The following is a 25,738-nucleotide window of genomic DNA, read 5'->3' on the forward strand; positions in this document are numbered from 1 at the left end:
GGGCATAGGCGCTAAGATAGGTATTGCCTTGCGGAATCGGGTGTGATTCTACGCTGCGATGACACACGAATCGCTTGTTGATGACGGCTGGGCCGAGACGATTGAGCTTCTGGGCGGCGAAGAGTTGATCGCAGCAAGTGCCCGCGAGACGAAGGCGTTCCTGCGCCCGCGCGGCGTCAGGTCGGCGAGCGACCTGTTGCGCCTGACACTGGCTTACTGCCTTGGCAAGGTTGGCATGCGGGGCGTCGTGGCCTGGGCGGCGGCGAGCGGGATTGCCGACATTTCGGACGTGGCGTTGCTTGGCCGGCTGCGCAATGCAGGACCATGGCTGCAGCAGTTGATTGGGCACCTTTTGAAGCGCGAGGATGCAGGTTTGGCCAAAGGCCGACTGGTTCGCATCCTCGATGCGACAGCGNATTGGGCACCTTTTGAAGCGCGAGGATGCAGGTTTGGCCAAAGGCCGACTGGTTCGCATCCTCGATGCGACAGCGGTTGCCAAGGCCGGTGCGTATGAGAAGAAGAACAATGGTCTTTGGCGCATGCACTGCGCCTTCGAGCTTGAGCGCGAGCAGTTCGACTTCATCGAGATCACCGATCAGAGCGAGGCCGAGTTGATCGACCGCGTGCCGGTGGTGCCGGGCGAGATCCGCATCGGTGACCGCGCCTATCTGCAGGCCGAGCGGATCGCCAAGGTGATGGCGCAAGGCGGCGATGTTGTTGTGCGCGCGTCGTGGAAAAACGCGCGATGGCTCGACGCCAATGGCAGGGCGTTCGATCTCATCGGCTACCTGGAGAGCTGCCGGGAGGAAGTCTGCGAAACGCCTGCCCGGCTGGCACTCAAGAAGGGCGAGCCTGTGAAGATGCGCCTGATCGCCTTGCGCAAATCCGAGGCCGCGGCACAAGAAGCGCGGCGCAAAATCAACAAGGAAGCCAGGGCCAAGGGCAACAAGGTTCAACCGCAGACGCTGATTGCGGCCGGCTTCGTCCTGCTTGTGACCTCGCTTGACCGGGAGGAGTTTCCCGCCGATACGGTCCTCAAGCTCTACCGCATGCGCTGGCGCATCGAACTCGCCTTCAAGCGCCTGAAGAGCCTGATCGGGCTGCGCTCTCCTCCCGCCAAAGACCCAAGGATCGCAAAGCCTTGGATCCTTGCACACTTCCTCATCGCGCTCGTGACCGAACCCCTCTCGCAGGAGTTGGGTGTCTCTCCCCCTTGAGCGACGGGCGCCCGCTGCTGTGGCGCGCNCCGCATGCGCTGGCGCATCGAGCTCGCCTTCAAGCGCCTGAAGAGCCTGATCGGGCTGCGCTCTCCTCCCGCCAAAGACCCAAGGATCGCAAAGCCTTGGATCCTTGCACACTTCCTCATCGCGCTTGTGACCGAACCCCTCTCGCAGGAGTTGGGTGTCTCTCCCCCTTGAGCGACGGGCGCCCGCTNAATCTCCATGCCTTGCGATATCGCTGGCGCGAACCACCACGAAAGCGCAAGTTTCAGTCCATGCCAAAGCTATCTTAGCGCCTATGCCCAAAAGGGGGAGGGTAAGGAACTCACGTCCCGCTGGCGCCCGTCAGAAAAAGCCCGGCGACAATCGCCGCCAGTGCCGCAAAGGCCGGATAAATCACCAGCAATCCAGTCATCAGCGCCTCGCGCACGGTGGAGCCCTTGCGCTCGTCGGCAGTGACCTCAAACGGACCGAGGCTCGCCGTCACCTGCGCACGGCTCTCGGCCGGCCGCAGCCGGACTTCATACGAGCCCTCGTCTCCAATATCGAATTTGCGTTCCGCCGTGGTCATGGGCCCACCCCCTTGTTTCGGCGCGCTTATCGGCTCTGATTGTGTCGGCACGATGCCGCGCCGATGGCGGAATTGTTTCCTTTTGGTGCGTTTTGTTTCGAATGAGAAGGAAAGAGCGCAAACCCTTGCCGCACCAAGCCGCTTCGGTTAGGACACGCCGACTCCAAATAAGTTATCGATTACTTAGCGAAAAGACCCATCCCATGGCCGACAAATCGGAAAAGACGAAAGCGCGGCTGCCGCGCGGCTTTGCCGACCGCAGCGCCGACGATATCCGCGCCGTCGAGAAGATGATGGCGACGATCCGTTCGGTCTATGAGCTCTACGGTTTCGAGCCGGCCGACCAGCCGCTGATCGAATACACCGATGCGCTGGGCAAGTTCCTGCCCGACCAGGACCGGCCTAATGAGGGCGTATTTTCTTTCCAGGACGATGATGAGCAGTGGCTGTCGCTGCGCTACGACCTGACCGCGCCGACGGCGCGCTACGTCGCCGAGAATTTTGAGAAGCTGCCGAAACCCTATCGCAGCTACCGCTCCGGCTGGGTGTTCCGCAACGAAAAGCCCGGCCCGGGCCGCTTCCGCCAGTTCATGCAGTTCGACGCCGACACGATCGGTACGCCGGGCGTCGCAGCCGACGCCGAGATGGCCATGATGATGGCCGACGTGATGGAAGCGCTTGGCATCAAGCGTGGCGACTACGTCATCCGGGTCAACAACCGCAAGGTGCTGGATGGCGTGCTGGAGGCGATCGGCCTTGGCGGTGACAACAATGCCGGCCGCCGGCTGACCGTGCTGCGCGCCATCGACAAGCTGGACAAGCTCGGGCCGGAAGGCGTGAAGCTTCTGCTTGGGCCGGGCCGATGGGATGGCGGCAAGGAAGGCGAGGGCGACTTCGCCAAGGGCGCTGGTTTGGACGACGGGCAAGCTGAAGCAGTTCTCCTCGCCACGGCAAGGAACGCACAGGTCGACCAGGTTTCCATAGTGAGCTCGAACCCGACTTACCAAGAAGGCGTCGGCGAGCTCGCGACGATTGAAGCCCTGGTCAGGGCGGCCGGATATGGCGAAGATCGCATCGCCATGGACCGCTCCGTCGTTCGTGGCCTCGAATACTACACCGGCCCGGTTTTCGAGGCCGAGCTTCTGGCCGAAATCCCCAACGAAGACGGCCAGATCGTGCGCTTCGGTTCGGTCGGTGGTGGCGGCCGCTATGACGGGCTGGTCTCGCGCTTCCGTGGCGAGCCGGTGCCGGCGACCGGCTTTTCGATCGGCGTCTCCCGCCTGATGACGGCGCTGAAGAACCTCGGCAAGCTGGACACCACCGATGTCATCGCGCCGGTCGTCGTGCTGGTGATGGACAAGGATACGGAAAGCCTCGGTCGCTACCAGAAGATGGTGGCCGATCTGCGCGCGGCCGGCATCCGCTCCGAAATGTATCTCGGCGGCGCCGGCATGAAGGCGCAGCTGAAATATGCCGACCGCCGCGGCAGCCCGGTCGCCGTTATCCAGGGCGGCGACGAGCGCGCCAAGGGCGAGCTGCAGATCAAGGATCTGATCGAAGGCGCGCGCATGTCCGCTGAAATCGCCGACAACGCCGAATGGCGCGCCGCAAGACCGGCACAGGTCACGGTGCCGGAGGCTGAGCTGGTCGCCGAGGTGAAGAAGATTTTGGCTGCGCAGGCCAGAGGGGGGTGCCTCGCGCCGCCCATGACCTCCCGCCCCGCAATCGCGACGGAAATCACCAAGCTNGACCGGCACAGGTCACGGTGCCGGAGGCTGAGCTGGTCGCCGAGGTGAAGAAGATTTTGGCTGCGCAGGCCGCTGACCGTGCGAAGGGTGGCGCTTGAACGCCCCCCTCTGGCCTGCCGGCCATCTCCCCCTCAAGGGGGGAGATTGGATGTTGCGTAGGCTTTCGCCAATCTCCGCCGGTGAAGAAGAGGCGCTGCGCCGCAAGCTGCCAATCTCCCCCCTTGAGGGGGAGATGGCCGGCAGGCCAGAGGGGGGTGCCTCGCGCCGCCCATGACCTCCCGCCCCGCAATCGCGACGGAAATCACCAAGCTCTTCGCCACCCGCAACACCCATGCGGTCGAGGTCGCGGTGCTGCAGCCGGCCGACCCATTCCTCGATATGGCCGGCGAGGATCTGCGCCGCCGCATCTTTCTCACGGAAAGCGAGACCGGCAAGACGCTGTGTCTGCGGCCCGAATTCACCATCCCCGTCTGCCTCGACCACATCGCCTCGCAGGCCGGCACGCCGCGCCGCTATTCCTATCTCGGCGAAGTGTTCCGCCAGCGCCGCGAGGGCGGCAACGAGTTCTTTCAGGCCGGCATCGAGGATCTCGGCGACCGCGACATGGCTGAGGCCGATGCCCGTTCGCTGGCTGATGCGCATGCGCTGCTTGAGCTGGTTCTGCCGGCGCAACCTCTGGCGATCACGCTCGGCGACCAGACCATCTTCGAGGCGGTGCTGGCGGCCCTCGGCCTGCCGCGCGGCTGGCGCATGCGACTTGCGCGCGCCTTCGGTTCGGCGCCGATGCTGCAGGCAGCGTTGTCCGATCTCGCCAACCCGCCACGCAACGGTCAGCTTGACGGCGAAGTCGCGGCCCTTGTCCTAGATGGCGATCTCGAAGCGCTTTCCGCCCACATTGCCGGCGGCATGGAAGAGGCCGGCCTGCTGGCATCCGGCGGACGCGCGCCGGTCGACATTGCCCGACGGCTGATCGAAAAGGGCGAACTGCGCAGCGTGCGGCTGTCGAACGAGGCCTTTGCAGCACTCAGGGATTTTCTCGCCATCGACGTGCCGCTCGACGGCGCCAGCGCTGCGCTCGAAAGCTTTGCGGCCTCTGCCGGGCTTTCGCTGGGCGCGGCGCTGGAAAAATTCGCCGCCCGCGCCAAGGCCATCGAGGCGCATGGCCTGCCGACCAGGACAATCCGCTACGACGCCGCCTTTGGCCGTCCGCTGGATTATTACACCGGCATCGTCTTCGAGATCGCGGCTGAGAACGGCGAGCGGCCGTTGGCCGGCGGCGGCCGTTACGACCGGCTGCTCACGCTGCTCGGCGCCAAGACGCCGATCCCCGGCGTCGGCTTTTCCGTCTGGCTCGACCGCATCGAAGCGCTGCGGGGGGAGCCCAAATGATCACGCTGGCGATCCCGTCGAAAGGCCGGCTCAAGGAGCAGGCGCTGGAGGTTCTGGCCAGAGCCGGGCTTGCCGTCAGTCTGCCCGGTGACGAGCGCCAGTACCGCGCCCGCATCGACAATGCCGAAGGTATCGAGGTGGCGTTTCTGTCGGCGTCCGAAATTGCCGGCGAGATCGGCCAAGGTTCGGTCGACCTCGGCATTACCGGCGAGGATCTGCTGCGCGAAAACCTCGCCGACTGGGAGGCGCGCGCCGAAATCGTCGCTCGCCTCGGCTTCGGCCACGCCGATGTCGTGGTCGCGGTGCCCGGCATCTGGCTCGACGTCGATACTATGGCCGATCTCGACGATGTCGCCGCCGATTTCCGCCAGCGCCACGGCAGGCGGCTGAGGATCGCAACCAAATACTGGCGGCTCACGCAGCAGTTCTTCTCGCAAAAGCACGGCATCCAGGTCTACCGCATCGTCGAAAGCCTCGGCGCCACCGAAGGCGCGCCGGCGGCAGGCCTTGCCGATGTCATCGTCGACATCACCACCACCGGCTCGACCCTGCGCGCCAACCATCTCAAGGTGCTGGCCGATGGGGTTGTGCTGAAGTCGCAGGCCTGCCTCGTGGCTGCCCGGAAAGATCGTGCTGCTGCGGATGAGGCGCTAGTGCGGGAAATAGCCGCGAAGATGAGCGCGCTCCCTCCCCCTTGAGGGGAGGGAGGACAGCCGCCAAAGGCGGATGGACGGGTGGGGTCGCTCCGGCAGTGCTCGACGCGAGACGACCCAAGCCGGGTCGACCGTGAGCAAGGAAGTCGAGCACTTCGCCGAGGGTCCCACCCGCCTCGCTTCGCGAGGCACCCTCCCCGCGAGGGGGAGGGGAACCGCCTCTACTTTCCACCATCCAATCAGGCTGATAGGCTCGCCATATCCCGGGAGGAAACGGCGATGGCGATCAATCTCGACGAGCTTAAGAACGCCACCAATCTGCGCGGGCGCGGCAGGGCTTTCATCGCTCCGCTCGACGGCCGGGCACATGTGTCGGGCGACCGTTCGGTGCCGCTGCTCGACAAGACGATCCCTCAGCTTTTCTCCGGCACGGTCAGCAAATACGCCACGCAGGATGCTGCCGTCTTCGTCGGCCAGGACAAGCGCTTCACCTGGAGCGAACTGTCGGACACGGTCGATACGCTCGCCGCCGGCTTCCTGGCGCTCGGCCTCGAAAAAGGCGACCGTGTCGGCATCTGGTCGCCCAACCGCTGGGAATGGCTGGTCACCCAATTCGCCACCGCTCGCATCGGCCTGATCCTGGTCAACATCAACCCGGCCTACCGGCTGACGGAGCTCGAGTATGCCCTCAACAAGGTCGGCTGCAAGGCGCTGGTCACCGCCGCCAGTTTCAAGACCTCCGACTATCTCGGCATGATCGAGACGCTGGCGCCGGAGCTCGCCAAGGCCACCCCCGGCAAGCTCAAGGCGCAGAAATTGCCGACGCTGAAGATTGTCATCCGCATGGGCGATGACAACTCGCCCGGCATGTTCAATTTCGCCGATGTGCTGTCGATGGCCGGCCGCGACGAGCATGACAGCCTCGACCGCATCTCCGAAGGGCTGAAGCCGGGCGAACCCATCAACATCCAGTTCACTTCGGGCACGACGGGCGCGCCCAAGGGCGCGACGCTGACCCACACCAACATCGTCAACAACGGCAATTTCGTCACCGCGGCAACCAAGCTCACCGTCGACGACCGGCTCTGCATCCCGGTGCCGCTCTACCACTGCTTCGGCATGTCGATGGGCACGATGGGCTGCGTCACCAAGGGCGCGACGATGGTCTTTCCGGGCGAGGGTTTTGACGCGGGCGCCACACTGAAAGCGGTGGCGCAGGAACGCTGCACCGGCCTCTACGGTGTTCCCACAATGTTCGTCGCCATGCTCGACCACACCGACTTCGCCGGCTTCGATCTCTCCAGCCTGCGCACCGGCATCATGGCGGGCTCGCCATGCCCGATCGAGGTGATGAAGAAGGTGGTGTCGCTGATGCATATGGAAGAGGTGACCATCGCCTATGGCATGACCGAGACCAGCCCGGTGTCGTTCCAGAGCAGCGTTGACGACCCGCTGGAAAAGCGCGTCTCCACGGTCGGCCGCATCCACCCGCATGTCGAGGTCAAGGCCATCGACGCCGATGGCGCCACCGTCGCAATCGGCACGCCCGGGGAGCTTTGCACACGCGGCTATTCCGTGATGAAGGGTTATTGGGACGACGCGGAAAAAACCCGCGAGGCGATCGACGCCGATGGCTGGATGCACACCGGCGACCTCGCCACCATAGATGCCGAGGGCTATTGCAACATTGTCGGCCGGGTCAAGGACATGGTTATCCGCGGCGGCGAAAACGTCTATCCCAGAGAGGTCGAGGAATTCCTCTACCGCCATCCCAAGGTCAAGGAGGTGCAGGTGTTCGGTATTCCCGACGCCAAATATGGCGAGGAGCTGTGCGCCTGGATCGTGCTGAAGCCCAACCAGATCGCCACCGAGCAGGAGATCAAGAATTTCTGCGCCGGCCAGATCGCCCACTACAAAATCCCCCGCTACATCCGCTTCCGCACCGAACTGCCGATGACGGTGACGGGAAAACCGCAGAAGTTTCTGATGCGCGAGGCGATGGTGGAGGAACTGGGGCTGGTGGTGCAGAAGACGGCTTGAGGGTTGAACGCCGGGGGACGGGACTGCCCGGCTTCGAAACGACACTGGGGTGCTCGACAGGCTTCCGCAAGGTTCGCCGAACGCATTGGGGCTTGAATGACTGGTTTCGCACGATCAGCGACTTCCTATGCGATGCCTTTGGCCGCGCTGGCACTGGCCGTTGCGGTCAGAGCCAGCGGGCTACCGGTGGACGAAGGTTCGCCGAGCGTCAGGATTCTCGTCGGAGCGCTCTCGAGTGCGATCATGTTCATCACTATTTTCGTGGTGCTCGATCACGCCGAGGCGGTGGCCCACCGTGTGGGGGAACCCTACGGCACATTGGTGCTGACTTTTGCCGTAACGGCAATCGAGGTGTCGATCATCGTTTCCATGATGCTGCATGGAGAGAACAACCCCACGCTTGCACGTGAGTCCGTCTTCTCGACGGTGATGATTGCCTCCACCGGCGTTGTGGGGACGTGTCTCACGTTTGGCGGCTGGCGTCATCGCAAGCAGGCAATTGTCCGGCAAGGGACAAGCGCATATCTGGCGGTTCTGGCCGCACTGACCGTCATGACGCTTATCCTGCCGACCTACACGCGGACCACCGATCCCGGCACATTTTCGGCAGCTCAGCTTGGCCTTGTGAGCGTACTTTCCGTGCTGCTCTATGCAAGTTTTGTGTTCGCGCAAACCGTCCGGCACCGGGACGACTTCATCGAAGGACTGGCACACGACCTTTCGGCGCGAACCGCCCCTCACAAAAGCATCTATTCCAGCGCTCTGCTCCTGGCAATCGGACTGATCGGAATTGTCATGCTCGCCGAGCAGGCTGCCGCAAGTGTTGAAAATGCGCTCGTTGCTTACCAGGTGACCCAGGCTGACAGCATTGTGGGGGCAATGATCGCGGGTCTGGTTTTGATGCCGGAAGCCATTTCGGCGGTTCGCGCTTCACTCAACAATGAGCTGCAGCGCGGCCTGAATGTCGCAATGGGTTCGGCTTGCGCCACGATTGGTTTGACGATACCTGCGGTCGCAGCAGCCAGCCTGCTTACGGGACGAGGGTTGACCCTGGGGCTCCCGGAAGCTGACGCAGTACTTTTGGTTTTAGCGCTTTTCATATGCGGCGTAAGCTTTAGCAACGAAAGGACGACCTTCCTGACCGGAATCGTCCATGCCGTTGTATTTTTTACGTATGTTTTTCTGGTATTTATCCCTTGAGGCTTTGGTGCGGTCTGGCGACCAGCCATCAATGCGGGTATTCGCGAACGCGCCTGATTTGAGTTTCTTTTCGGGGTTCCCAAGGCGACATCCAAGACCCAAACGACTCACACCCCCAGCACCGCCGCATCCAACCCCCGAATGATCTTCGCCAACTCGACGCATTCATCATGCCGCACCTTGTTGCGGCGCCAGGCGAGGCAGATCGTGCGTTGCGGCATTGGCTCCTGGAACGGCACGATCTTGAGGTCCGGCATGGCGCTGGCCGGCCTTGCCGCCATTTCGGGGATGAGCGTGACGCCGAGACCATGCGCCACCATCTGCAGCAGCGTCGTCAGGCTGGTGGCGCCGTAGCTTGCCATCGCTACGGGACGCACGCTGCCGCACAGGGCCAGCGCCTGTTCGCGCAGGCAGTGGCCTTCCTCCAAAAGCATCAACCGCTCCAGCGCCGGGCTTTCCGGCGGCACCGGTGGCGAGGCGAAGGCTGGATCTCCGGCTGGCACGGCGAGGAAGAAGCGGTCGGCGAACAGTTCCTCGGTGACCAGGCCCGGCTGCTCGAGCGGCAGCGCGGCGATGAAGGCGTCGAGCCGTCCGGTTGCCGTGTCCTCGACCAGTGATGCCGTCACTGCTTCGCGCAGTTCGAGCTGCAGGGACGGAAAATGCCGCTTCAGCTCCGGGAGCACATGCGGCAAAAGATACGGCGCCACGGTCGGGATGATGCCCAGCCGGAAGCGGCCTTCCATGGCCGGGCGGCCGCGCCGGGCCGTCGTCTCGACATCACTGATGTCGCGCAGGATGCGCTCGATGCGTGGCAGCAGCGCTTGCGCCTCTTCCGTCATCCGCACCGTCTTGCCGCCGCGCTCGAACAGCCGGCAGTTCAGCCTTTGCTCCATCTCGGCGATTTGCGCGGACAGCGCCGGCTGGCTGACGCCGGCGAGTTTTGCGGCGCGGCCGAAATGCAGCGTTTGCGCCAAAGCCTCGAAATATTGCATCTGCCGCACGGTCAAGCCAATCATAAGGAAAGCCTATCGCAACAAACAGGAAAGGCAATTTGTTTTTATCGAAGAGACGGCTTAGTCTGGAACCATTCCAGAGTGGCGCGGCTCCCGGCCGGCCCGGAAAAAACAACACATAAATCAGCAATTCGGAGGCCAAGATGGACGCGATGACCGACGACAACAGCGCCGGCAAATGCCCGGTCGCGCATGGAACCTCCGCCAGGACCAACCGCGACTGGTGGCCGAACCAGCTCGACATCGGCGTTCTCCACCAGCAGTCGAGCCTTTCGGACCCGATGGGCGAAGCTTTCGACTACGCCGCGGAGTTCAAGACGCTCGACCTCGACGCGGTGATCGAGGATTTGCACAAGGTGATGACGGATTCGCAGGATTGGTGGCCGGCCGATTTCGGCCATTACGGGCCGCTGTTCATCCGCATGGCCTGGCACAGCGCCGGCACCTATCGCATCGGCGACGGCCGGGGTGGCGCCGGTGCGGGCCAGCAGCGTTTCGCGCCGCTGAACAGTTGGCCGGACAACGCCAATCTCGACAAGGCGCGCCGGCTGCTGTGGCCGGTCAAGCAGAAATACGGCCGCAAGATCTCCTGGGCCGACCTGTTGATTCTCACCGGCAACGTTGCGCTGGAATCGATGGGCTTCAAGACCTTTGGCTTTGCCGGTGGCCGCGCCGATGTCTGGGAGCCCGAGCAGGATGTCGACTGGGGTTCGGAAACCAAGTGGCTCGACGACAAGCGCTATTCCGGCGACCGTGAGTTGCACGGCCATCTCGGCGCGGTGCAGATGGGCCTGATCTACGTCAACCCGGAAGGGCCGAACGGCAAGCCGGATCCGCTGGCCTCGGCCCGCGACATCCGCGAGACCTTCGGACGCATGGCAATGAACGATGAGGAAACCGTGGCGCTGATCGCCGGCGGCCACACCTTCGGCAAGACCCATGGCGCCGGTGATGCAACACTGGTCGGCGCCGAGCCGGAAGGCGCGGGCATCGAGGCGCAGGGCCTCGGCTGGTCGAGCAAGCATGCCACCGGCATTGCCGGCGATGCGATCACGTCCGGCCTCGAAGTTACCTGGACGACGACGCCGACCAAGTGGAGCAACAACTTCTTCGACAATCTCTTCAACTTCGAATGGGAGCTGACCAAGAGCCCGGCCGGGGCCCATCAGTGGACGCCGAAGGGCGGCTCTGGCGCGGCTACGGTGCCGGACGCGCACAATCCCTCGAAGCGTCATGCGCCGGCAATGCTGACCACCGACCTCGCGCTGCGGGCCGACCCGGCCTATGAGAAGATCTCGCGCCGCTTCCACGAGCATCCGGAGCAGTTCGCCGATGCCTTCGCCCGTGCCTGGTACAAGCTCACCCATCGCGACATGGGGCCGGTCGTGCGGTATCTCGGCCCGCTGGTGCCGAAGGAAGAGCTGATCTGGCAGGATCCGGTTCCGGCCGTCGACCATGAGCTGGTCAGCGACCAGGATATCGCATTGCTGAAGGCCAAGATCCTGGCTTCGGACCTCAGCGTTTCGCAATTGGTCTCGACCGCCTGGGCCTCGGCCTCGACCTTCCGCAACTCCGACAAGCGCGGCGGCGCCAATGGCGCGCGCATTCGTCTGGCGCCGCAGAAGGACTGGGAGGTCAACCAGCCTGTCGAACTGGCCACCGTGCTGGCGAAGCTCGAAGCCATCCAGAACGAGTTCAACGCAGGCGGCAAGAAGGTCTCGCTGGCCGACCTCATCGTGCTCGGCGGCGTCGCCGCGGTCGAGAAAGCGGCGCAGGATGGCGGCAATGCGGTGAAGGTTCCCTTCACGCCCGGCCGCACCGACGCCTCGCAGGCGCAGACCGACGTCCATTCCTTTGCGGCGCTCGAGCCGAAAATTGACGGCTTCCGCAACTATGTCAGGGGCAAACCGCCGATGTCGGTCGAAGCCATGCTGGTCGACCGGGCGCAACTGCTCAACCTGACGGCGCCGGAGATGACGGTGCTGGTTGGTGGCCTGCGCGTGCTCGGCGCCAACACCGGCGGCTCGAAGCATGGTGTGTTGACCGACAGGCCGGGCACGCTGACGAACGACTTCTTCGTCAACCTGCTCTCGATGAGCACCATCTGGGATCCGGCCTCCGAGCCGGGCTCGCATGAGGTCTATGAAGCACGCGACCGCAAGACCAGGGCAGTCAGGTGGACCGCCACACGCGCCGACCTGATCTTCGGCTCGCATGCGCAGCTGCGCGCGCTGGCCGAGGTCTACGGGTCGGCGGATGCCGGGCAGAAATTCGTTGGCGATTTCGTCAAGGCGTGGACCAAGGTGATGAACGCCGACCGTTTCGACATCGCTGCCTGATACAACCTCCCAAACGAAGGGCGCGGGCCGAGGCCCGCGCCCTTCGTTTTCGCAGGCTTCGAAATCAGTCCTTTTCGAAGATGCGTGCCTTGGCGACGACGCCAGCGATTGCGCCGCCGATCAGCGGCGCAACGATGAACAGCCAGAGCTGGCTGAGGGCTGCGGCACCGGTAAACAGCGCCGGGCCGATCGAACGCGCCGGATTGAGCGAGGTGCCGGTCACCGGGATCATTGCGAAGTGCAGTCCGGCCAGCGTCAGGCCGATGACCAGGCCGGCGAACGCCGTCGAGTGCTTCTCGGCGGTGACGCCGAGGATGACGGTGACGAAGGTGAAGGTGCCGATCAGCTCCCACAGGAAGGCCGAACTCGTCCCCCATTTCGCCACGTCCCAGCCATTGGCGCCGAAACCGGTGGTGTGCCCGCCGGTCTGGCCGGAGACGATGATCCACAGCGCCAGCGAGGCCAGAATGGCGCCGATGATCTGCGCGATCCAGTAAGGAATCACACCCTTGGCCGGCAGCCGGCCGGCAAGGAAGACGCCGAGCGTGACGGCCGGGTTGAGATGTGCGCCTGAGATGGGACCCACCGCGTAAGCCGCCGCAATCAGGCCGATGCCGAACGCCAGGCCGATGGCTTCCTGGCCCAGCGGCAAGTCGGCGAGAAAGCCACCCGTCGCCACCGACGCCGTGCCGATAAACACCAATAGAAATGTCCCTAGAACTTCCGCAAGATACGTTTTCATTGCCCTCTCCTCGTATCGATCCGTCGGTCCGCTTTTCCGCGCCGCGAATCATGGCGCAAAGAGTATTCCCAACGCAAAAGCTTGGAAAGCAGAGCAATTGCGCCACAGATCGTGCTTACGGCGGCCAGTTACCAACATTAGAGACCTTGCATATATTTGAGATTTGTTATCGCCGGCGGGCGGACATTTGCCGGCGGGGAAAATCGTCGGCCGCGAGCGGAAGGCCTCGTCGCCGCGAAATTCAAGCGGGGTTCAATCTCGACGCGAAACGCTCTAAGAGCAGGCCGAAAGATACTGTGCTCGATAGATGGAATGACGAATGCGACTGGGCGGACGGCTGGCGGCAGCCATTGAAGTGCTGGACGACATTGGCCGGCGCCACCGGCCGGTGGCCGATGCGCTGAAAGATTGGGGCCTGTCGCATCGCTTTGCGGGCGGCGGCGACCGCGCGGCGATCGGCAACATCGTCTACGACGCGCTGCGCCACAAACGTTCCGCCGGCTGGCTTTTAGGTGAAGACACGCCCCGCACCATCGGCTTCGGCGCGCTGCTCATCGAATGGGGCCAGACGCCGCAATCGCTCAACGATGCGCTCCAGGGTGACAAGTTCGCGCCGCCGCTGCTCAGCGCCGCCGAGTTGCAGGCGCTGGCCGAGCGCCGGCCTGAAGACGCGCCGGAGGCGGTGCGGGCGGACATACCCGACTGGTGCGCGCCGCTCTTCGAACGATCCTTTGGCGCAGACTGGGTTGCGGAAGGGGCGGCTTTGGCGACCCGCCCGCCGCTCGACATCAGGGTCAATACGCTGCAATCCGACCGCGCCAAAGTGCTGGCCGAACTCGCCGACACTGGCGCCAAACCGGCTGCTATCGCGCCGCAAGGCATTCGCATCCCGCCCATCGACGGCGACGGCAGGCACCCGAACGTACAGGCCGAGCCGGCCTTCCAGAAAGGCTGGTTCGAGGTCCAGGACGAGGGTTCGCAGATCGTTGCCGCCCTTGCCGGCGCGCAGGCCGGCATGCAGGTGCTCGACTTCTGCGCCGGCGCCGGCGGCAAGACGCTGGCGCTGTCTGCGGCGATGGCCAACAAAGGCCAGGTCTTCGCCCATGATACCGAAAAGGCGCGACTGGCGCCGATCTTCGACCGCATCCGCCGTTCGGAAAACCGCAACGTGCAGGTCGTCACCAAGCCGGCTGAACTCAGCCCCCTCGCAGGCCACATGGACATTGTGCTGGTCGATGCGCCCTGCACCGGCAGCGGCACTTGGCGGCGCCGTCCCGACGCCAAATGGCGGCTGACGCAAAGACAGCTCGATGCCCGCAAGGGCGAGCAGTCGGCGATCCTCGACGCGGCCAAGGCCTATGTCAAACCGGGCGGCCTGCTGGTCTACATCACCTGTTCGGTGTTCGACGAGGAGAATGGCGAGCAGATCGCTGCCTTCCGCGAGCGGCACAAGGGCTTTGTCCCGGTCGATCATCGCGCGCTCTGGGATGTCAGCTTCCCCGGTCACGCAGCGGCCGCCCGGATCGGCAAGACAAGCGATATCTCGCTGTCGCCGGCGCTCAGCGGCACCGACGGGTTCTATTTCTGTGCGCTGCGTGGGGCGAATTGACGCTGCGATTTACAGGCTGACATAGCGCCAGTTGCAGATGCGCGGCGTCGGCCGCCAGACGGGGTAGAATTCTTGCAAAGATATGTGTCGCCTCTGCTTTTCCTCATTCTGGTGCTCGGCAGCGGCCTGTTGATCGGCTATGCGACGTTGCCGGGTGAATGGTATGCCTCGCTCGCCAAGCCGCCCTTCAACCCGCCCAACTGGGTCTTCGCGCCGGCCTGGACGCTCCTTTATGTCCTGATCGCCGTAGCCGGCTGGCGGACATGGGAGCGGGAACGAGCAGGCGCCGCGATGAAGATCTGGGCCCTCCAGCTTGTTCTGAACTTCGCGTGGTCGCCGACTTTCTTCGGCGCCAAACTGGTGGGGCCGGCACTGGTCGTGATCCTGGCTCTTCTCGCCAGCATTGCGCTGTTCATAGCCACGGTGTGGAACCGCGACCGGGTTTCCGGATGGCTGTTTGCGCCCTATGCCCTATGGGTGGCCTTCGCCACCTTGCTCAACGCGTCGCTGCTCCTGTTGAACTGAGTGCTTTGCTGCAGTGCAGCAAAAGCATTTGCGTGGCGTTCAGGCGTCTGCGATAAGCTTTGCAGATAAATCAGGGCGATGGCCATGGCAGCAAAGATCGTACCCGCACCCGATTATGAGGACCGCGTCAGGGCGTCGTTCGCCCGCCAGCAGGCGATGGCGACCATTGGCGCCGAGCTGACGCTTGTGACGCCGGGCATCATCGAGATCGAAATGCCCTATTCCCAGGCACTGACCCAGCAGCACGGTTTCCTCCATGCCGGGGTGATTTCGACGGCGCTGGACTCGGCCTGCGGCTATGCCGCGTTCTCGCTGATGCCGGAAAATTCCGGCGTGCTGACCATCGAGTTCAAGGTCAACCTCCTGGCGCCCGGCCGGGGCGAACGCTTCCTGTTCCGCGGCTCGGTGACCAAACCCGGCCGCACCATCATTGTCGCCGATGGCCAAGCGTACGCCTTTGCCGCCGATGGCGAGGCCAAGCTGATCGCGACCATGACCGGCACGATGATGACGGTGGTTGGCCGTGACGGGATAGCGGGATGATGGCCAGCGTTACGCGAATTGGCGGCAAGGACGTTCTTTTCGTCATGGCGGCGCAAGCGGAATACGGTCCGCATCTGCAGAAACTGTTCACGCCGCTGATGACGGGCGTCGGCCCGGTCGAGGCAGGTGTGCGGCTCGGCGCCGAACTGTCATGGCTGAAATCCGAGAAGGCGTTGCCCGATCTCGTCGTCTCGCTCGGCTCCGCCGGCAGCCGCACGCTTGAGCAGACGGAAATCTACCAGGCGGTCTCGGTCAGCTATCGCGACATCGACGCTTCGCCGCTAGGCTTCGAAAAAGGCGCGACGCCGTTCCTCGACCTGCCGGTGACCGTCCCGCTATCATTCAGGATACCGGGCATTAAAGAAGCCAGCCTGTCGACCGGCGGCGCCATCATCACCGGCGCCGCCTACGACGCCATCGCCGCCGATATGGTCGACATGGAAACCTTCGCCTGCCTGCGCGCCTGCCAACTGTTCGCCGTCCCTCTGATCGGCCTGCGCGGCATATCCGACGGCGCTGCCGACCTCAGGCATGTCGGCGACTGGACCGAATACCTCCATGTCATCGACGAGAAGCTGGCCGATGCGGTCATGCGCCTCGAACAGGCCATCGGCTCCGGCACGCTACACAAGGAGCAGCCTGGGCAAGAGTCGGCGCCGCTCTGAAAGTCGGGTTGCGCACCCCATTGCGCCGACTCGTTTCTTTCTCTAAAGGCTCGCCATGACGACAGCCAATCATCCCGATACAGTCCTGATTGTCGATTTCGGCAGCCAGTTTACGCAGCTCATCGCCCGCCGCATCCGCGAGGCTGGCGTGTTTTCCGAGATCGTGCCGTTCCAATCGGCCGAAGCTGCCTTCAAGCGCATCAATCCGAAAGCCGTGATCCTGTCGGGCGGTCCCGCCTCGACATCGGACATCGGCAGCCCGCGCGCGCCGCAGATCGTCTTCGATGCCGGCGTACCTGTGCTCGGTATCTGCTACGGCCAGATGGCCATGTGCGTGCAGATGGGCGGCGTCGCCGAAAGCTCGAACCATCGCGAATTCGGCCGCGCCTTCGTCGAGATCGAAAAGGACAGCCCGCTGTTCGAGGGCCTGTGGGCGCCAGGCCAGCGCCACCAGGTGTGGATGAGCCATGGCGACCGCGTCATCTCGCTGCCCAAGGGGTTCGAAGTCTTCGGCAAGTCGGAAGGCTCGCCTTTCGCCATCTTCGGCAACGTCGCGCGCAAGATGTACGGCATCATGTTCCACCCGGAAGTTGTGCATACGCCGGATGGCGCCAGGCTGCTCCGGAACTTCGTCCACAACATCGCCGGCATCGAAGGCGACTGGACGATGCGAGCCTATCGCGAGCATGCGGTCGAAACCATTCGCAAGCAGGTCGGCAAGGGCAAGGTCATCTGCGCGCTGTCGGGCGGCGTGGATTCATCGGTCGCTGCCTTGCTGATCCACGAAGCGGTAGGCGACCAGCTGACCTGCATTCTTGTCGACCATGGCCTTATGCGCAAGGACGAGGCCGCCGGCGTGGTGGCGATGTTCCGCCAGCACTACAATCTGCCGCTGATCCTGGTCGACGCGTCGGAAAAATTCATCTCCGCGCTGGAAGGCGAGTCCGACCCCGAGACGAAGCGCAAGACCATCGGCCGGCTGTTCATCGAGGTGTTCGAGGAAGAGGCCAAGAAACTCGGCGGCGCCGATTTCCTGGCGCAAGGCACGCTCTATCCCGACGTCATCGAGAGCGTCTCCTTCACCGGCGGCCCGTCGGTGACCATCAAGTCGCACCACAATGTCGGCGGCCTGCCGGCGCGCATGAACATGCAGCTGGTCGAGCCGCTGCGCGAACTGTTCAAGGACGAGGTGAGGGCACTGGGCAAGGAACTCGGCCTGCCCGAAAGTTTTATTGGCCGCCATCCGTTCCCCGGACCAGGCCTTGCCATCCGCTGCCCCGGCGGTATCACCCGCGAAAAGCTCGAAATCCTGCGCGAGGCCGACGCCATCTATCTCGACGAGATCCGAAAGGCCGGCCTCTACGACGCCATCTGGCAGGGTTTCGCCGTGCTGCTTCCGGTGCAGACCGTCGGTGTGATGGGCGACGGCCGCACCTACGAATTCGTCTGCGCCCTGCGCGCCGTGACGTCCGTCGACGGCATGACCGCCGACTTCTACCACTACGACATGGCTTTCCTCGGCGCGGCGGCCACCCGCATCATCAACGAAGTCCGCGGCATCAACCGCGTCGTCTACGACGTGACGTCAAAGCCGCCAGGCACCATCGAGTGGGAGTGATTCAGGCCCACTCAAACGCCGCCGAAAACACGCCATTGTACGCCATAACTATTTGACAACACATATAAACCCATTCGGCGACAATCGGTGCGCAGAGATTGGATTGACGGACCGGCTGACGGACCTTCCGCATATTGCTAGCTCAGATTTTTCGAAGTACCGTCAGATCCAATGAGGCTCTGACGGTACTTTTTTATGCCTTAAGGAATTGAAGATAAAACAAAATTTCTGCCGAAGAGCCTCGAAATTGTACTGACGGTACTTTTCAGACGGATGCCGCCCTTAAGGCACTGAAACCAAAAGAGAAAATCTATAAGATTGCAGACCGTGACGGCATGTATGTCCGCGCGATGCCCAGTGGTGCGATCTGGTTCGGCTGGACTACAGGCTCAACGGACGCCAGGAGACGGTCTATCTAGGCAGGTATGGGCGGGGCGGAATCTCACTTACCCTTGCCCGAGAGAAGTGTCTCGACGCGAAGCGCGCTATTGTCGAGGGACGATCGCCGGCGATCGAGAAACAGCGCGACAAGCGCCGAGTTGTGACCCCGGTCTCAGGCCGACTTCAGCGCCGAAATGGCTACCAAACCAAAGCGATGCCCGGGCCTTCAAGGCCTCTTCTTAATCCGGCCAAGCCGGCCCGGAGCGCCGCATTCACTCACATCCCTTGAACCTGAGTGCAGAGCTGCTGCATCGAAGCCATTTGAGCAGCCGAGTTCGCGCCCGAACCCGTGCTGGTGCTGGCGGTCGTATCGCCAGCTGTATTCGAGGATCCCGACGTGCCGGTGGTTGTACCCGAACCAGTGCTGTTGCTGGCCGTGGTGTTACTGCCGGTCGAACCAGAGCTGCCTGAAGTGCCGGTGGCTGTGCCGGAGCCGGTGCCGATACTCGCCGTTGTATCACTGCCGGTCGAAGCCGAGCTACCTGACGTGCCGGTCATTGTGCCAGAGCCAGTGCCGTTACTGGCCGTCATCCTCGAGCAGTCGGAGCGAACCTGTGCCTGCTGTTCAGAGCTCAGGGACGACCAGTTCTTGCGGATCTCATCCTGCGACAGAAGTCTTCCCGAATTGGCGTCGCTGAAGAATGAGCCGGAGAGCTTGCTGTCCCAGCCGCTCGGGATACCGCTTTGGCCGGAGCCGGACGTAGAGCTCATACTGGACCCGGCCGATGAGCCGGACGTTCCGTTCGTGCCGCTGGATGTTCCCGACGACTGCGCCAAGGCCGCGGTGGCGAGACAGAGAGAGATCGCTGTAGCTGTCAAAATCTTACGTTTCATGTGAGTCTCCTTTGGGGTTCGACGCCGTTGCGGCGTCGAATCCTAATCCCGAGGAAAGGCACTTGTTCCTGTAAAGAGTGGAATTCGATGTCATGATCCTTGTGCACCAGCCTTGGGCTCGAATGCGATGCCGGAGCGCTTCAACGACGACTGATGCCTCAGGCGAGAGCTGTCCGCTACTGGGTGTTAGAGGCGATATGCGGAACGCTTCCCGAATAGTTGGGTGCCACCATCGGGTAATTGCGAGGCAGGTTCCATTTGGTTCGGTAATCGTCCGGATTCATGCCCAGTCGGCCAAGGTGCGAACTGCGTCGGGTCTCGGTTAGAGACAGGAGGGTGGCCTTTGCCGCGGCGTATAGCTCGACATGCGGAGCTCGTCTCGACCGCGCACACTCAATATGTTTTACGATGACGCCCCCCAGATGTCATATGAGCGAATGCCTTTCCGGCGAAATAAATTGCTCCCAGCAGGTCGACGCTCAGCACCTTCAGCCAGCCCGCTCTAGTGAATGCCTCAATGGTTAAAGATTATCAGGCCGGCGCGTTGTTGACGATTATTACCAACCTGCCGAACGCGTGAGCGCAAGTCGACAGCACCGTGATAGCGGCCTCCCCGGCGCGCCCCTTGTCGAACCGATGCGCGCCTTCTCGACCTTGCCTCCACCCACGTCGGCTCACCCGTGCACCTTCGGTGCCCAACCGCATGGCGATGGCCAGTCCAATGCCGCTTGCAGCACCGGTTACAATGCAGTCTTGTTATCCAGGCGCATCGGGTTCGACCTCTTTCTGGGGAGCAGCAAGTGGTTCAGTCCAGCCTTCAGCGACCCGATCCACGCTCAGCAGGCTGCGCGCATAATCCTGTTGCGCGCGAACAATGGCATCGTCTTGCTGTGAGGGAAGAAAGACCGGCAAAGCAAGGCAGACACTTTGTGTGGCCAACAGCTTGTTCCAGTTCGCGATCAGCGCCTTGAAAGCGCGCCCCACCGCCCTCGGATTTCGGTCGAGGTCATAGAGGCCGAGCGGATTGATCCGTCCGTTGTTCTCCCGAAGCGCACTGTCCCAGTCCACCTGATCCGTCAGCGAGTACCAGGTGAAGCCTACGATGGGGATGCCATCGTTGCGGATCCGCAGCACGTTGGCCCACTCTTTCCACAGCCAATAGACGGCCTCGTCTCCATTGGGGCCTTCGCTGATGTTGGTCTCCGTATGCATTACGGGAAGCCGGTAGCGGTTGAAGTACTGCCGCGTGATCTCGTCATAGCCAAACACCTCGCCGGACCCGGACGTCGTTCCGTCTGCCCAAACCCGATGTTCGTTGGTCTGGTAATAGTCGGTGCCCATCACGCAATGCCTGCGCAGATGGCTTTCCAGGAAGAAACTGTATTCTTCGGCCGTCATCCCGTTTTCGAGAAGATAGCGATAGGTGTGCGCGTCGACGTCATGACCGTAGTTGAGGTCAAGCGACAGGAAACGCTCGCTGTTGAACCGTTCCGCTCTGCCGACCGCCTCGGGAGAATCGGCGTGGAAGTATTCCGAGGATTCGCTCTGAATGAAGATGGCGTCCGGCCGCACCTCGAGAATCGCCCGCATGGCAAGCACGTTCGCCTTCACGATGTGCTTGAGGGCGGTGACGAAAGCAGTGTCGCTGCTCAGTTGTTCGTTCCACCATCCCCAGCGGGCCGAAAAGGTGGCGCAGATGAACATCTCATTTATTGGGGTGAAGAGCTGGATCCACGGATAGCGCATCGCGAAATCCCTGGCGTAGTGCTCGAATAGTGTCGGAAAGTCCGGGTTCTGGAAGTTGCCAATCCAGTCCGGCACGCCAAAATGGCAAAGGTCGACGATCGGAAGAATGTCTTTCGCCTTCAGGTCCGCGAAGGTCTCATCGGCGAATGCCCAATCATAACGTCCGTCACCCAGCCATGTTTTGTGGATGGGAGGTCCGTAGCGGAGGAAATGCACCCCGAGATCCTGGACCAGTTCGAAGTCGGTGCGCCATCGTTCGTAGAAGCGGCATTTTTCCATTTCGTCGACGCGCTCCCGGCCTTGTCGAATGGTGGGGGTGCTGTTCTCGATGCCGGTGGCAAACATGAACGTGAACATTGATGGTCCTTAGCCAAGGCGGAGATGCCCGCGCTTGGTCAAACGTTCAGTGCTCGACGCAGTTCCTGCAAGACTGCTTGTCAAGTTCGGTGGGCGCCTGACAACCACGTGCCTGCAAGTGCTATTCACAGTCGGTTGACCGTTCGTTGCGAAAGGCAACGGCACATGGCGGAAAAGCCTTCGAACCGGCTTTTTGCCAAAGCCGGAGAATGGCTGGTCGAGAAGGTTCAGCGGCGATTTCTCCAGCCTCACCCGGCCATTCGGAAAGATGGCGCTACGCTCGTGATTGTGAGCAGGGGCCACCCAGGCATAGGCGGGTCGAGATTGGCGGAATTCTATCCCACGGTTCAAGCGAGCAGCTTGCGCCGAATATGATCGGACTATGCTGGACGGAGAGGTCGGCTTCGGGCCAGCCCAGTTGGCGTCAAACGGGTCTTTGCGAGTTAAGGCGGTATGGTAGTTATCCACGTTTGCAAACTGCAAACGGACGTTCCGCTGCCGGCCCCATTTGAGCCATTCACTGGGACGCAGACCCGCGGTAGATCACCGATATTCTCGAAGCCAATAGTTGGTCTCGTTCATCGTCCCATGGTTCGACAGACCCATACGAGAGAATACGAGAGATATGGACCGGCGAACCATCCGCTGTATTGATCTCCTGTAGAAAACAGTGCCCCTCAGAGACTAGCATGATCGTTATTTGTCAATGCGCTGCGAAGCTGTTCGCCCAATTGATTCAAGAAGCTGATCCAGCCACTCCCTGACCGCATTTATCTTCTGCCGAACGGCAGCACCGCGCCTGAATCCTGCCTCCGGATCAATGTTCGCGTGCGCAAAAACGGCCGCTCGCGAACATACATTGACAGGTCCAGTTCCGAATAATAAGTTCGGTCATAGAACGAATTAACGGGAGTTCAATGTGACTGACCTGCCGCGCATATCCCGTCAGTTCTCACAGCGCTCCGTGATGGAAGCGATCGTCCAGGGCGGGCCGATCTCCCGCGCCTCGATCGCCAAGCTGACGGGCCTGTCGAAGCAGACCATCTCCGAAATCATGCGCGGGCTCGAGCAGGAGGGCTGGGTCCAGGAAACCGGCCGCACCAGCGGCCATGTCGGGCGCACCGCCGTCACCTACGAACTGGTCCACGACGCAGCCTATATCATCGCCGTCGACCTTGGCGGCACCAAGGTGCGGGTCGCGCTGACGGACCTTGCCTGCCAGATCTTTGCCGAAGCCGCCACACCGACCGACCCGCGCGGCGGCCAGTTCGTCGTCGATCAGATTGCAGCGCTGGCCTTCGATGCCGCGGCCAGACAGCACGTCGCGCGCAAGAAGATACGCCTGGCCGTCATCGGCGCGCCTGGCGCTCCTGACCCGGCCACCGGCCGCATTTTAATGGCGCCGAACATTGCCGGCTTCGACACAATGAATGTGCTGGATGCCTTCGAAGAAGCGCTCGGCGTCGCGGTGATGATCGAGAACGACGTCAATCTCGCGGTGCTTGGCGAGAACTGGCTCGGCCAAGGCCAGGGCATCGACAATCTCGCCTACATCGCGCTCGGCACCGGCATCGGCAGCGGGCTGATGCTGGGCGGCCATCTGGTGCGGGGTGCTGGGCACGCCGCCGGCGAGATCGGTTTCATGCCGATCGGGGCCGATCCCTTCACCGAGGAATCACTGCGCACCGGCGCATTCGAACGCGCGGTGGCCACCCACGCCATGACCGATCGCTACCACGCTCTCACCGGCAGGCAGGTCTCGGTGCCGGCAATATTCGAGAATGCCGCGCTTGGCGACAAGGACGCGCTCACCGTGCTCGACGAAACTGCCCGCCATCTGGCGCAAGGCGTTGCGGCAATCGCGGCAATCGCCAATCCAGAAAAGTTTATCCTCGGCGGCTCGATTGGGTTGCGGCCCGAAATCCTGTCCAGGGTGCAGGCGCTTCTGCCGCTATGCTTCCCCTATCCGGTCAGGGTCGAGGCGAGCGAACTCGGCGCACGCGCAGCCCTCATTGGCGCGGCGGCAATCGGCCTTGGCCAGTTGCACAACACGCTGTTCGGCGTCGACGCGCCTGATGGCCGGATTTCGCTGCCGCCTGCCCAGGCCGCCGCCCTGAAGGAGGCCGCGATATGACTCACGATATTACCGCCCGCCTGCAGGCAGCGCTCGACCGCGACGACGCACTAACGCTGTTTCGCCGCGCCATCGGCCGAGAGAGCATCACCGGCAACGAAGCCAACTTCGTCGACTTCCTAGAAGCCAGGATGCGCGACCTTGACCTCAGCGGCCTGACCAGGACGGAATTTCTTCCCGGGCGGCCCAACATCTGGGGCGAGCGCAAGGGGGCCGACCAGGGAAAGCGCCTGCTGTTCATGGGCCATACCGACACCGTCCATGTCGACGGCTGGCGCGAGCATTGGGCAGGCACCGAGCGTGAGGATCCGTTCGCCGCCCCGATCATTGATGGTGCTGTCTGGGGCCGCGGCTCAGGCGACCTCAAGGCCGGCATCACTGCTTCGCTGGCGGCACTCGCGCTACTCGACAAGGCAGGCGTTCGCCTCAAGGGCGACGTCGCCTTCGCTTTCATCGGCGACGAGGAGAGCGGCCAGCCCGGCACCGGCATTTCCGCCGGGATCAAGCACTTCGTCGGACGCATCGAGACCGGCGAGGTCACAGCACCCGATTTCAGCGTCTATGTCGAGCCGACCCGCCTGGCCGTTTATGCGGCGCAGATCGGCTTCTTCATCACCGATATCTCGATTACCGGCAAATCCGCCTATTTCGGTGTGCCAGAACTCGGCAAGGATGCGCTCCGTGCAAGCCATGCCGCGATGACGGCGCTTTGGAAGCATTCGGATGAGGTCGCCGCGCGCGCCGAGCACAAACTGGTCGGGCGCGGCTTCCTGCTTATCACCGGGCTTGCCGGCGGCGGCTACATTGCCGTTCCCGAGCGCTGCACGCTCTCGCTGATCCGTAAGCTGTTGCCTGGCGAAGACCTCGACACCGCCGCCGCCGAGATCGAGGCTGCCGTGCGCGGCGCGATCACCGATCCGGATATTTCGGTAGAGTTCGCCTACCCCGCCGGCCGCGACCACAGGCTGGGCGGCACCGCTGCCGAGATCGGCGAAACGCGGGCGGAAGTCGCCATGCTGTCCGACGCGATGGCCGGCGCAATGAGCGGACGCGGCGTCATCGAGGGCGCACCGTTCTGGTCGGAGTCCCCCTTCATCATCAATCAGCTCGGTATTCCTGCCGTCTATTGCGCGCCCGGCGACATCAGGAATTGCCACACATTCGAGGAGCACGTGGATGTCGAGGAATATTTCGCCGGCATAGTCGGCTTCGCCGCCTTCATGGCCCGCTATTGCGGCGTGGCCGACTGAACCACCAACGAAGCAAAATGGGAGAACTGACATGCCGATGAAGACACTGATCGCCGCCGCCTTTGCCGGCGGATTGATGCTTGCCGCCAACCCAGCTTTCGCACAGACGGTCGGCCCGCAGGGCGAGAGCGCCACGCCGAGCGCCGACGTGATCCTAAGCGATGCCGACATCGCCGCGCTCAAGGACAAGGGCTACAAGGCTGCCTTGCTCTGGCACACCTCGTCCGATTTCACCAATGCGGTAACCGCCGGCGCCACCGACGAATTCGCCCGCGCCGGCATCACCATTGCGGTCAAAACGGATGCCCAGTTCGACTCCGCCCGCCAGCGCAGCGACATCGAGACGGCGTTGGCCGCCAAGCCCAACGTCATCTTGGCGCTGCCGCTCGACCCGGTCACCTCGGCAGAAGCCTTCCGCCAGGCGGTCAAGGACGGCACCAAGTTGGTGTTCCTGTCCAACTTGCCCAAGGGCTACAAGCAGGGCACCGATTACGCTTCGATCGTGACTGACGATCTATTCCAGATGGGCAAGCAGGCTGCGGACGCGATGGCCAAGGCGATCGGCGGCAAGGGCAAGGTCGGCTACATTTTCCACGACGCTGCCTACTACGTCACCAACCAGCGCGACCAAGCCTTCAAGACCACCATCGAGAAGGTATATCCGGACATCAAGATCGTCGCCGAACAGGGCATATCCGACCCGGCCCGCGCCGAGGAACTGGCCAACGCGATGCTTTTGCAGCATCCCGATCTCGACGGCATCTACGTGACCTGGGCCGAGCCGGCCGACGGCGTGCTGTCGGCGCTACGCGGCGCCGGCAACGCCAGGACCAAGATCGTCACGCTCGACCTCGCCGAGCCGGTCGCGCTCGACATGGTCAAGGGCGGCAATGTCGCAGCCCTCGTCGCCGACAAGGCCTATGAACTCGGCCGCGCCATGGCTGCTTCCGGCATGAAGTCGCTGCTTGGCCAGCCGACACCAGCCTTCGTCGTCGCCCCGGCCCTGACCGTCACCAAGGAGAACGTCGCGCAGGGCTGGAAGGACTCGCTCAACCGCGACGCGCCGCAGCCGGTGCTCGACGCGGCCAAGTAGGCTCTCGC

21 protein-coding genes and 3 pseudogenes are annotated in these 25,738 nt (G+C 63.0%); 18 read left to right on the plus strand and 6 right to left on the minus strand.

The window, feature by feature from the left end; all coding sequences use genetic code 11:
• Nucleotides 1–349 (minus strand): hypothetical protein (locus X726_RS1000000172335; protein WP_348626744.1); only part of this gene is annotated, 349 nt, incomplete at its 3' end.
• Nucleotides 350–404: 55 nt separating this feature from the next.
• On the opposite strand from X726_RS1000000172335, the gene X726_RS1000000167905 reads away from it, so the two are divergent.
• Nucleotides 405–1,217 carry a transposase gene (locus X726_RS1000000167905; RefSeq protein WP_348626745.1) on the plus strand — a complete coding sequence of 271 codons (813 nt, stop codon included), beginning with the start codon at nucleotides 405–407 and terminating at the stop codon, nucleotides 1,215–1,217.
• A 33-nt stretch (nucleotides 1,218–1,250) separates the two neighbouring features.
• Nucleotides 1,251–1,418 (plus strand): hypothetical protein, encoded by a 168-nt coding sequence (locus tag X726_RS1000000170325; RefSeq protein ID WP_023667712.1) that lies wholly within the window; start codon nucleotides 1,251–1,253, stop codon nucleotides 1,416–1,418.
• 127 nt (nucleotides 1,419–1,545) lie between these two features.
• Here the strand turns inward: X726_RS1000000170325 and X726_RS165150 are convergent, their stop codons facing one another.
• A complete protein-coding gene (locus X726_RS165150) occupies nucleotides 1,546–1,791 on the minus strand; it encodes a hypothetical protein (protein ID WP_023667713.1) in 246 nt (81 codons plus the stop codon).
• Nucleotides 1,792–1,994: 203 nt separating this feature from the next.
• On the opposite strand from X726_RS165150, the pseudogene hisS reads away from it, so the two are divergent.
• The 5 genes and pseudogenes from hisS to X726_RS165125 form a co-directional block, all read left to right on the plus strand.
• Nucleotides 1,995–3,470, plus strand: a pseudogene (gene hisS / locus X726_RS165145) (histidine--tRNA ligase); the annotation flags it as partial.
• A gap of 339 nt (nucleotides 3,471–3,809) precedes the next feature.
• Nucleotides 3,810–4,928, plus strand: coding sequence for an ATP phosphoribosyltransferase regulatory subunit (locus tag X726_RS165140; protein ID WP_023667715.1), 1,119 nt, complete (start codon nucleotides 3,810–3,812; stop codon nucleotides 4,926–4,928).
• Nucleotides 4,925–5,626: an ATP phosphoribosyltransferase gene (gene hisG / locus X726_RS165135; protein WP_023667716.1), complete on the plus strand. Its 702-nt coding sequence runs from the start codon at nucleotides 4,925–4,927 to the stop codon at nucleotides 5,624–5,626. Before X726_RS165140 ends, hisG begins: the two co-directional genes overlap by 4 nt.
• A gap of 234 nt (nucleotides 5,627–5,860) precedes the next feature.
• Complete coding sequence (locus X726_RS165130) at nucleotides 5,861–7,621, plus strand: AMP-binding protein (RefSeq protein ID WP_023667717.1); 1,761 nt, start codon at nucleotides 5,861–5,863, stop codon at nucleotides 7,619–7,621.
• Nucleotides 7,622–7,717: 96 nt separating this feature from the next.
• A complete protein-coding gene (locus tag X726_RS165125; RefSeq protein ID WP_031214513.1) occupies nucleotides 7,718–8,821 on the plus strand; it encodes a calcium:proton antiporter in 1,104 nt (367 codons plus the stop codon).
• A 107-nt stretch (nucleotides 8,822–8,928) separates the two neighbouring features.
• Here X726_RS165125 and X726_RS165120 read toward each other — a convergent pair whose 3' ends face one another.
• On the minus strand, nucleotides 8,929–9,837 hold the full coding sequence (locus X726_RS165120) for a hydrogen peroxide-inducible genes activator (protein WP_023667719.1): 909 nt from the start codon (nucleotides 9,835–9,837) through the stop codon (nucleotides 8,929–8,931).
• 140 nt (nucleotides 9,838–9,977) lie between these two features.
• Here X726_RS165120 and katG point away from each other — a divergent pair, with 140 nt between their 5' ends.
• Nucleotides 9,978–12,173: a catalase/peroxidase HPI gene (katG, locus tag X726_RS165115; RefSeq protein ID WP_023667720.1), complete on the plus strand. Its 2,196-nt coding sequence runs from the start codon at nucleotides 9,978–9,980 to the stop codon at nucleotides 12,171–12,173.
• Nucleotides 12,174–12,237: 64 nt separating this feature from the next.
• On the opposite strand, the gene X726_RS165110 is transcribed toward katG, so the two are convergent.
• Nucleotides 12,238–12,915 carry an MIP family channel protein gene (locus X726_RS165110; RefSeq protein WP_023686840.1) on the minus strand — a complete coding sequence of 226 codons (678 nt, stop codon included), beginning with the start codon at nucleotides 12,913–12,915 and terminating at the stop codon, nucleotides 12,238–12,240.
• A 319-nt stretch (nucleotides 12,916–13,234) separates the two neighbouring features.
• Here X726_RS165110 and X726_RS165105 point away from each other — a divergent pair, with 319 nt between their 5' ends.
• The 7 genes and pseudogenes from X726_RS165105 (at nucleotide 13,235) to X726_RS165080 (ending at nucleotide 19,154) form a co-directional block, all read left to right on the plus strand.
• On the plus strand, nucleotides 13,235–14,524 hold the full coding sequence (locus X726_RS165105; protein WP_023667722.1) for an RsmB/NOP family class I SAM-dependent RNA methyltransferase: 1,290 nt from the start codon (nucleotides 13,235–13,237) through the stop codon (nucleotides 14,522–14,524).
• A gap of 84 nt (nucleotides 14,525–14,608) precedes the next feature.
• Entirely contained in the window at nucleotides 14,609–15,049 is a 441-nt protein-coding gene (locus X726_RS165100; RefSeq protein ID WP_023667723.1) for a TspO/MBR family protein, read from the plus strand.
• 84 nt (nucleotides 15,050–15,133) lie between these two features.
• Nucleotides 15,134–15,592 (plus strand): PaaI family thioesterase, encoded by a 459-nt coding sequence (locus tag X726_RS165095; protein WP_023701303.1) that lies wholly within the window; start codon nucleotides 15,134–15,136, stop codon nucleotides 15,590–15,592.
• On the plus strand, nucleotides 15,589–16,257 hold the full coding sequence (locus X726_RS165090) for a 5'-methylthioadenosine/S-adenosylhomocysteine nucleosidase (protein WP_023667725.1): 669 nt from the start codon (nucleotides 15,589–15,591) through the stop codon (nucleotides 16,255–16,257). The genes X726_RS165095 and X726_RS165090 overlap by 4 nt, the downstream gene beginning before the upstream one ends.
• A gap of 55 nt (nucleotides 16,258–16,312) precedes the next feature.
• Nucleotides 16,313–17,875: a glutamine-hydrolyzing GMP synthase gene (guaA, locus tag X726_RS165085; protein ID WP_023667726.1), complete on the plus strand. Its 1,563-nt coding sequence runs from the start codon at nucleotides 16,313–16,315 to the stop codon at nucleotides 17,873–17,875.
• Nucleotides 17,876–18,099: 224 nt separating this feature from the next.
• Nucleotides 18,100–18,416 (plus strand): annotated as a pseudogene (locus tag X726_RS1000000171435) (Arm DNA-binding domain-containing protein); the annotation flags it as partial.
• Between the two features lie 189 nt (nucleotides 18,417–18,605).
• Nucleotides 18,606–19,154 (plus strand): hypothetical protein, encoded by a 549-nt coding sequence (locus X726_RS165080; protein WP_023667727.1) that lies wholly within the window; start codon nucleotides 18,606–18,608, stop codon nucleotides 19,152–19,154.
• 172 nt (nucleotides 19,155–19,326) lie between these two features.
• On the opposite strand, the pseudogene X726_RS1000000168405 reads toward X726_RS165080, so the two are convergent.
• Together X726_RS1000000168405 and X726_RS165075 are read right to left on the minus strand one after the other, a co-directional pair.
• Nucleotides 19,327–19,452, minus strand: a pseudogene (locus tag X726_RS1000000168405) (MucR family transcriptional regulator); the annotation flags it as partial.
• A gap of 454 nt (nucleotides 19,453–19,906) precedes the next feature.
• Nucleotides 19,907–21,253, minus strand: coding sequence for a family 1 glycosylhydrolase (locus tag X726_RS165075; RefSeq protein WP_023667728.1), 1,347 nt, complete (start codon nucleotides 21,251–21,253; stop codon nucleotides 19,907–19,909).
• A 919-nt stretch (nucleotides 21,254–22,172) separates the two neighbouring features.
• On the opposite strand from X726_RS165075, the gene X726_RS165070 reads away from it, so the two are divergent.
• Genes X726_RS165070 through X726_RS165060 form a run of 3 tightly spaced genes read left to right on the plus strand, consistent with a single transcriptional unit; the run spans nucleotide 22,173 to nucleotide 25,730 of the window.
• Nucleotides 22,173–23,387, plus strand: coding sequence for an ROK family transcriptional regulator (locus X726_RS165070; protein ID WP_023681814.1), 1,215 nt, complete (start codon nucleotides 22,173–22,175; stop codon nucleotides 23,385–23,387).
• Complete coding sequence (locus tag X726_RS165065; RefSeq protein WP_023667730.1) at nucleotides 23,384–24,637, plus strand: M20/M25/M40 family metallo-hydrolase; 1,254 nt, start codon at nucleotides 23,384–23,386, stop codon at nucleotides 24,635–24,637. Before X726_RS165070 ends, X726_RS165065 begins: the two co-directional genes overlap by 4 nt.
• A 31-nt stretch (nucleotides 24,638–24,668) precedes the next feature.
• The gene (locus X726_RS165060; protein WP_023667731.1) at nucleotides 24,669–25,730 is read left to right on the plus strand and encodes a substrate-binding domain-containing protein; all 1,062 of its coding nucleotides are present in this window, start codon (nucleotides 24,669–24,671) and stop codon (nucleotides 25,728–25,730) included.
• Nucleotides 25,731–25,738: the final 8 nt, after the last annotated feature.

The organism is Mesorhizobium sp. LSJC285A00 (genome assembly GCF_000503155.1).
Lineage (GTDB): Bacteria > Pseudomonadota > Alphaproteobacteria > Rhizobiales > Rhizobiaceae > Mesorhizobium.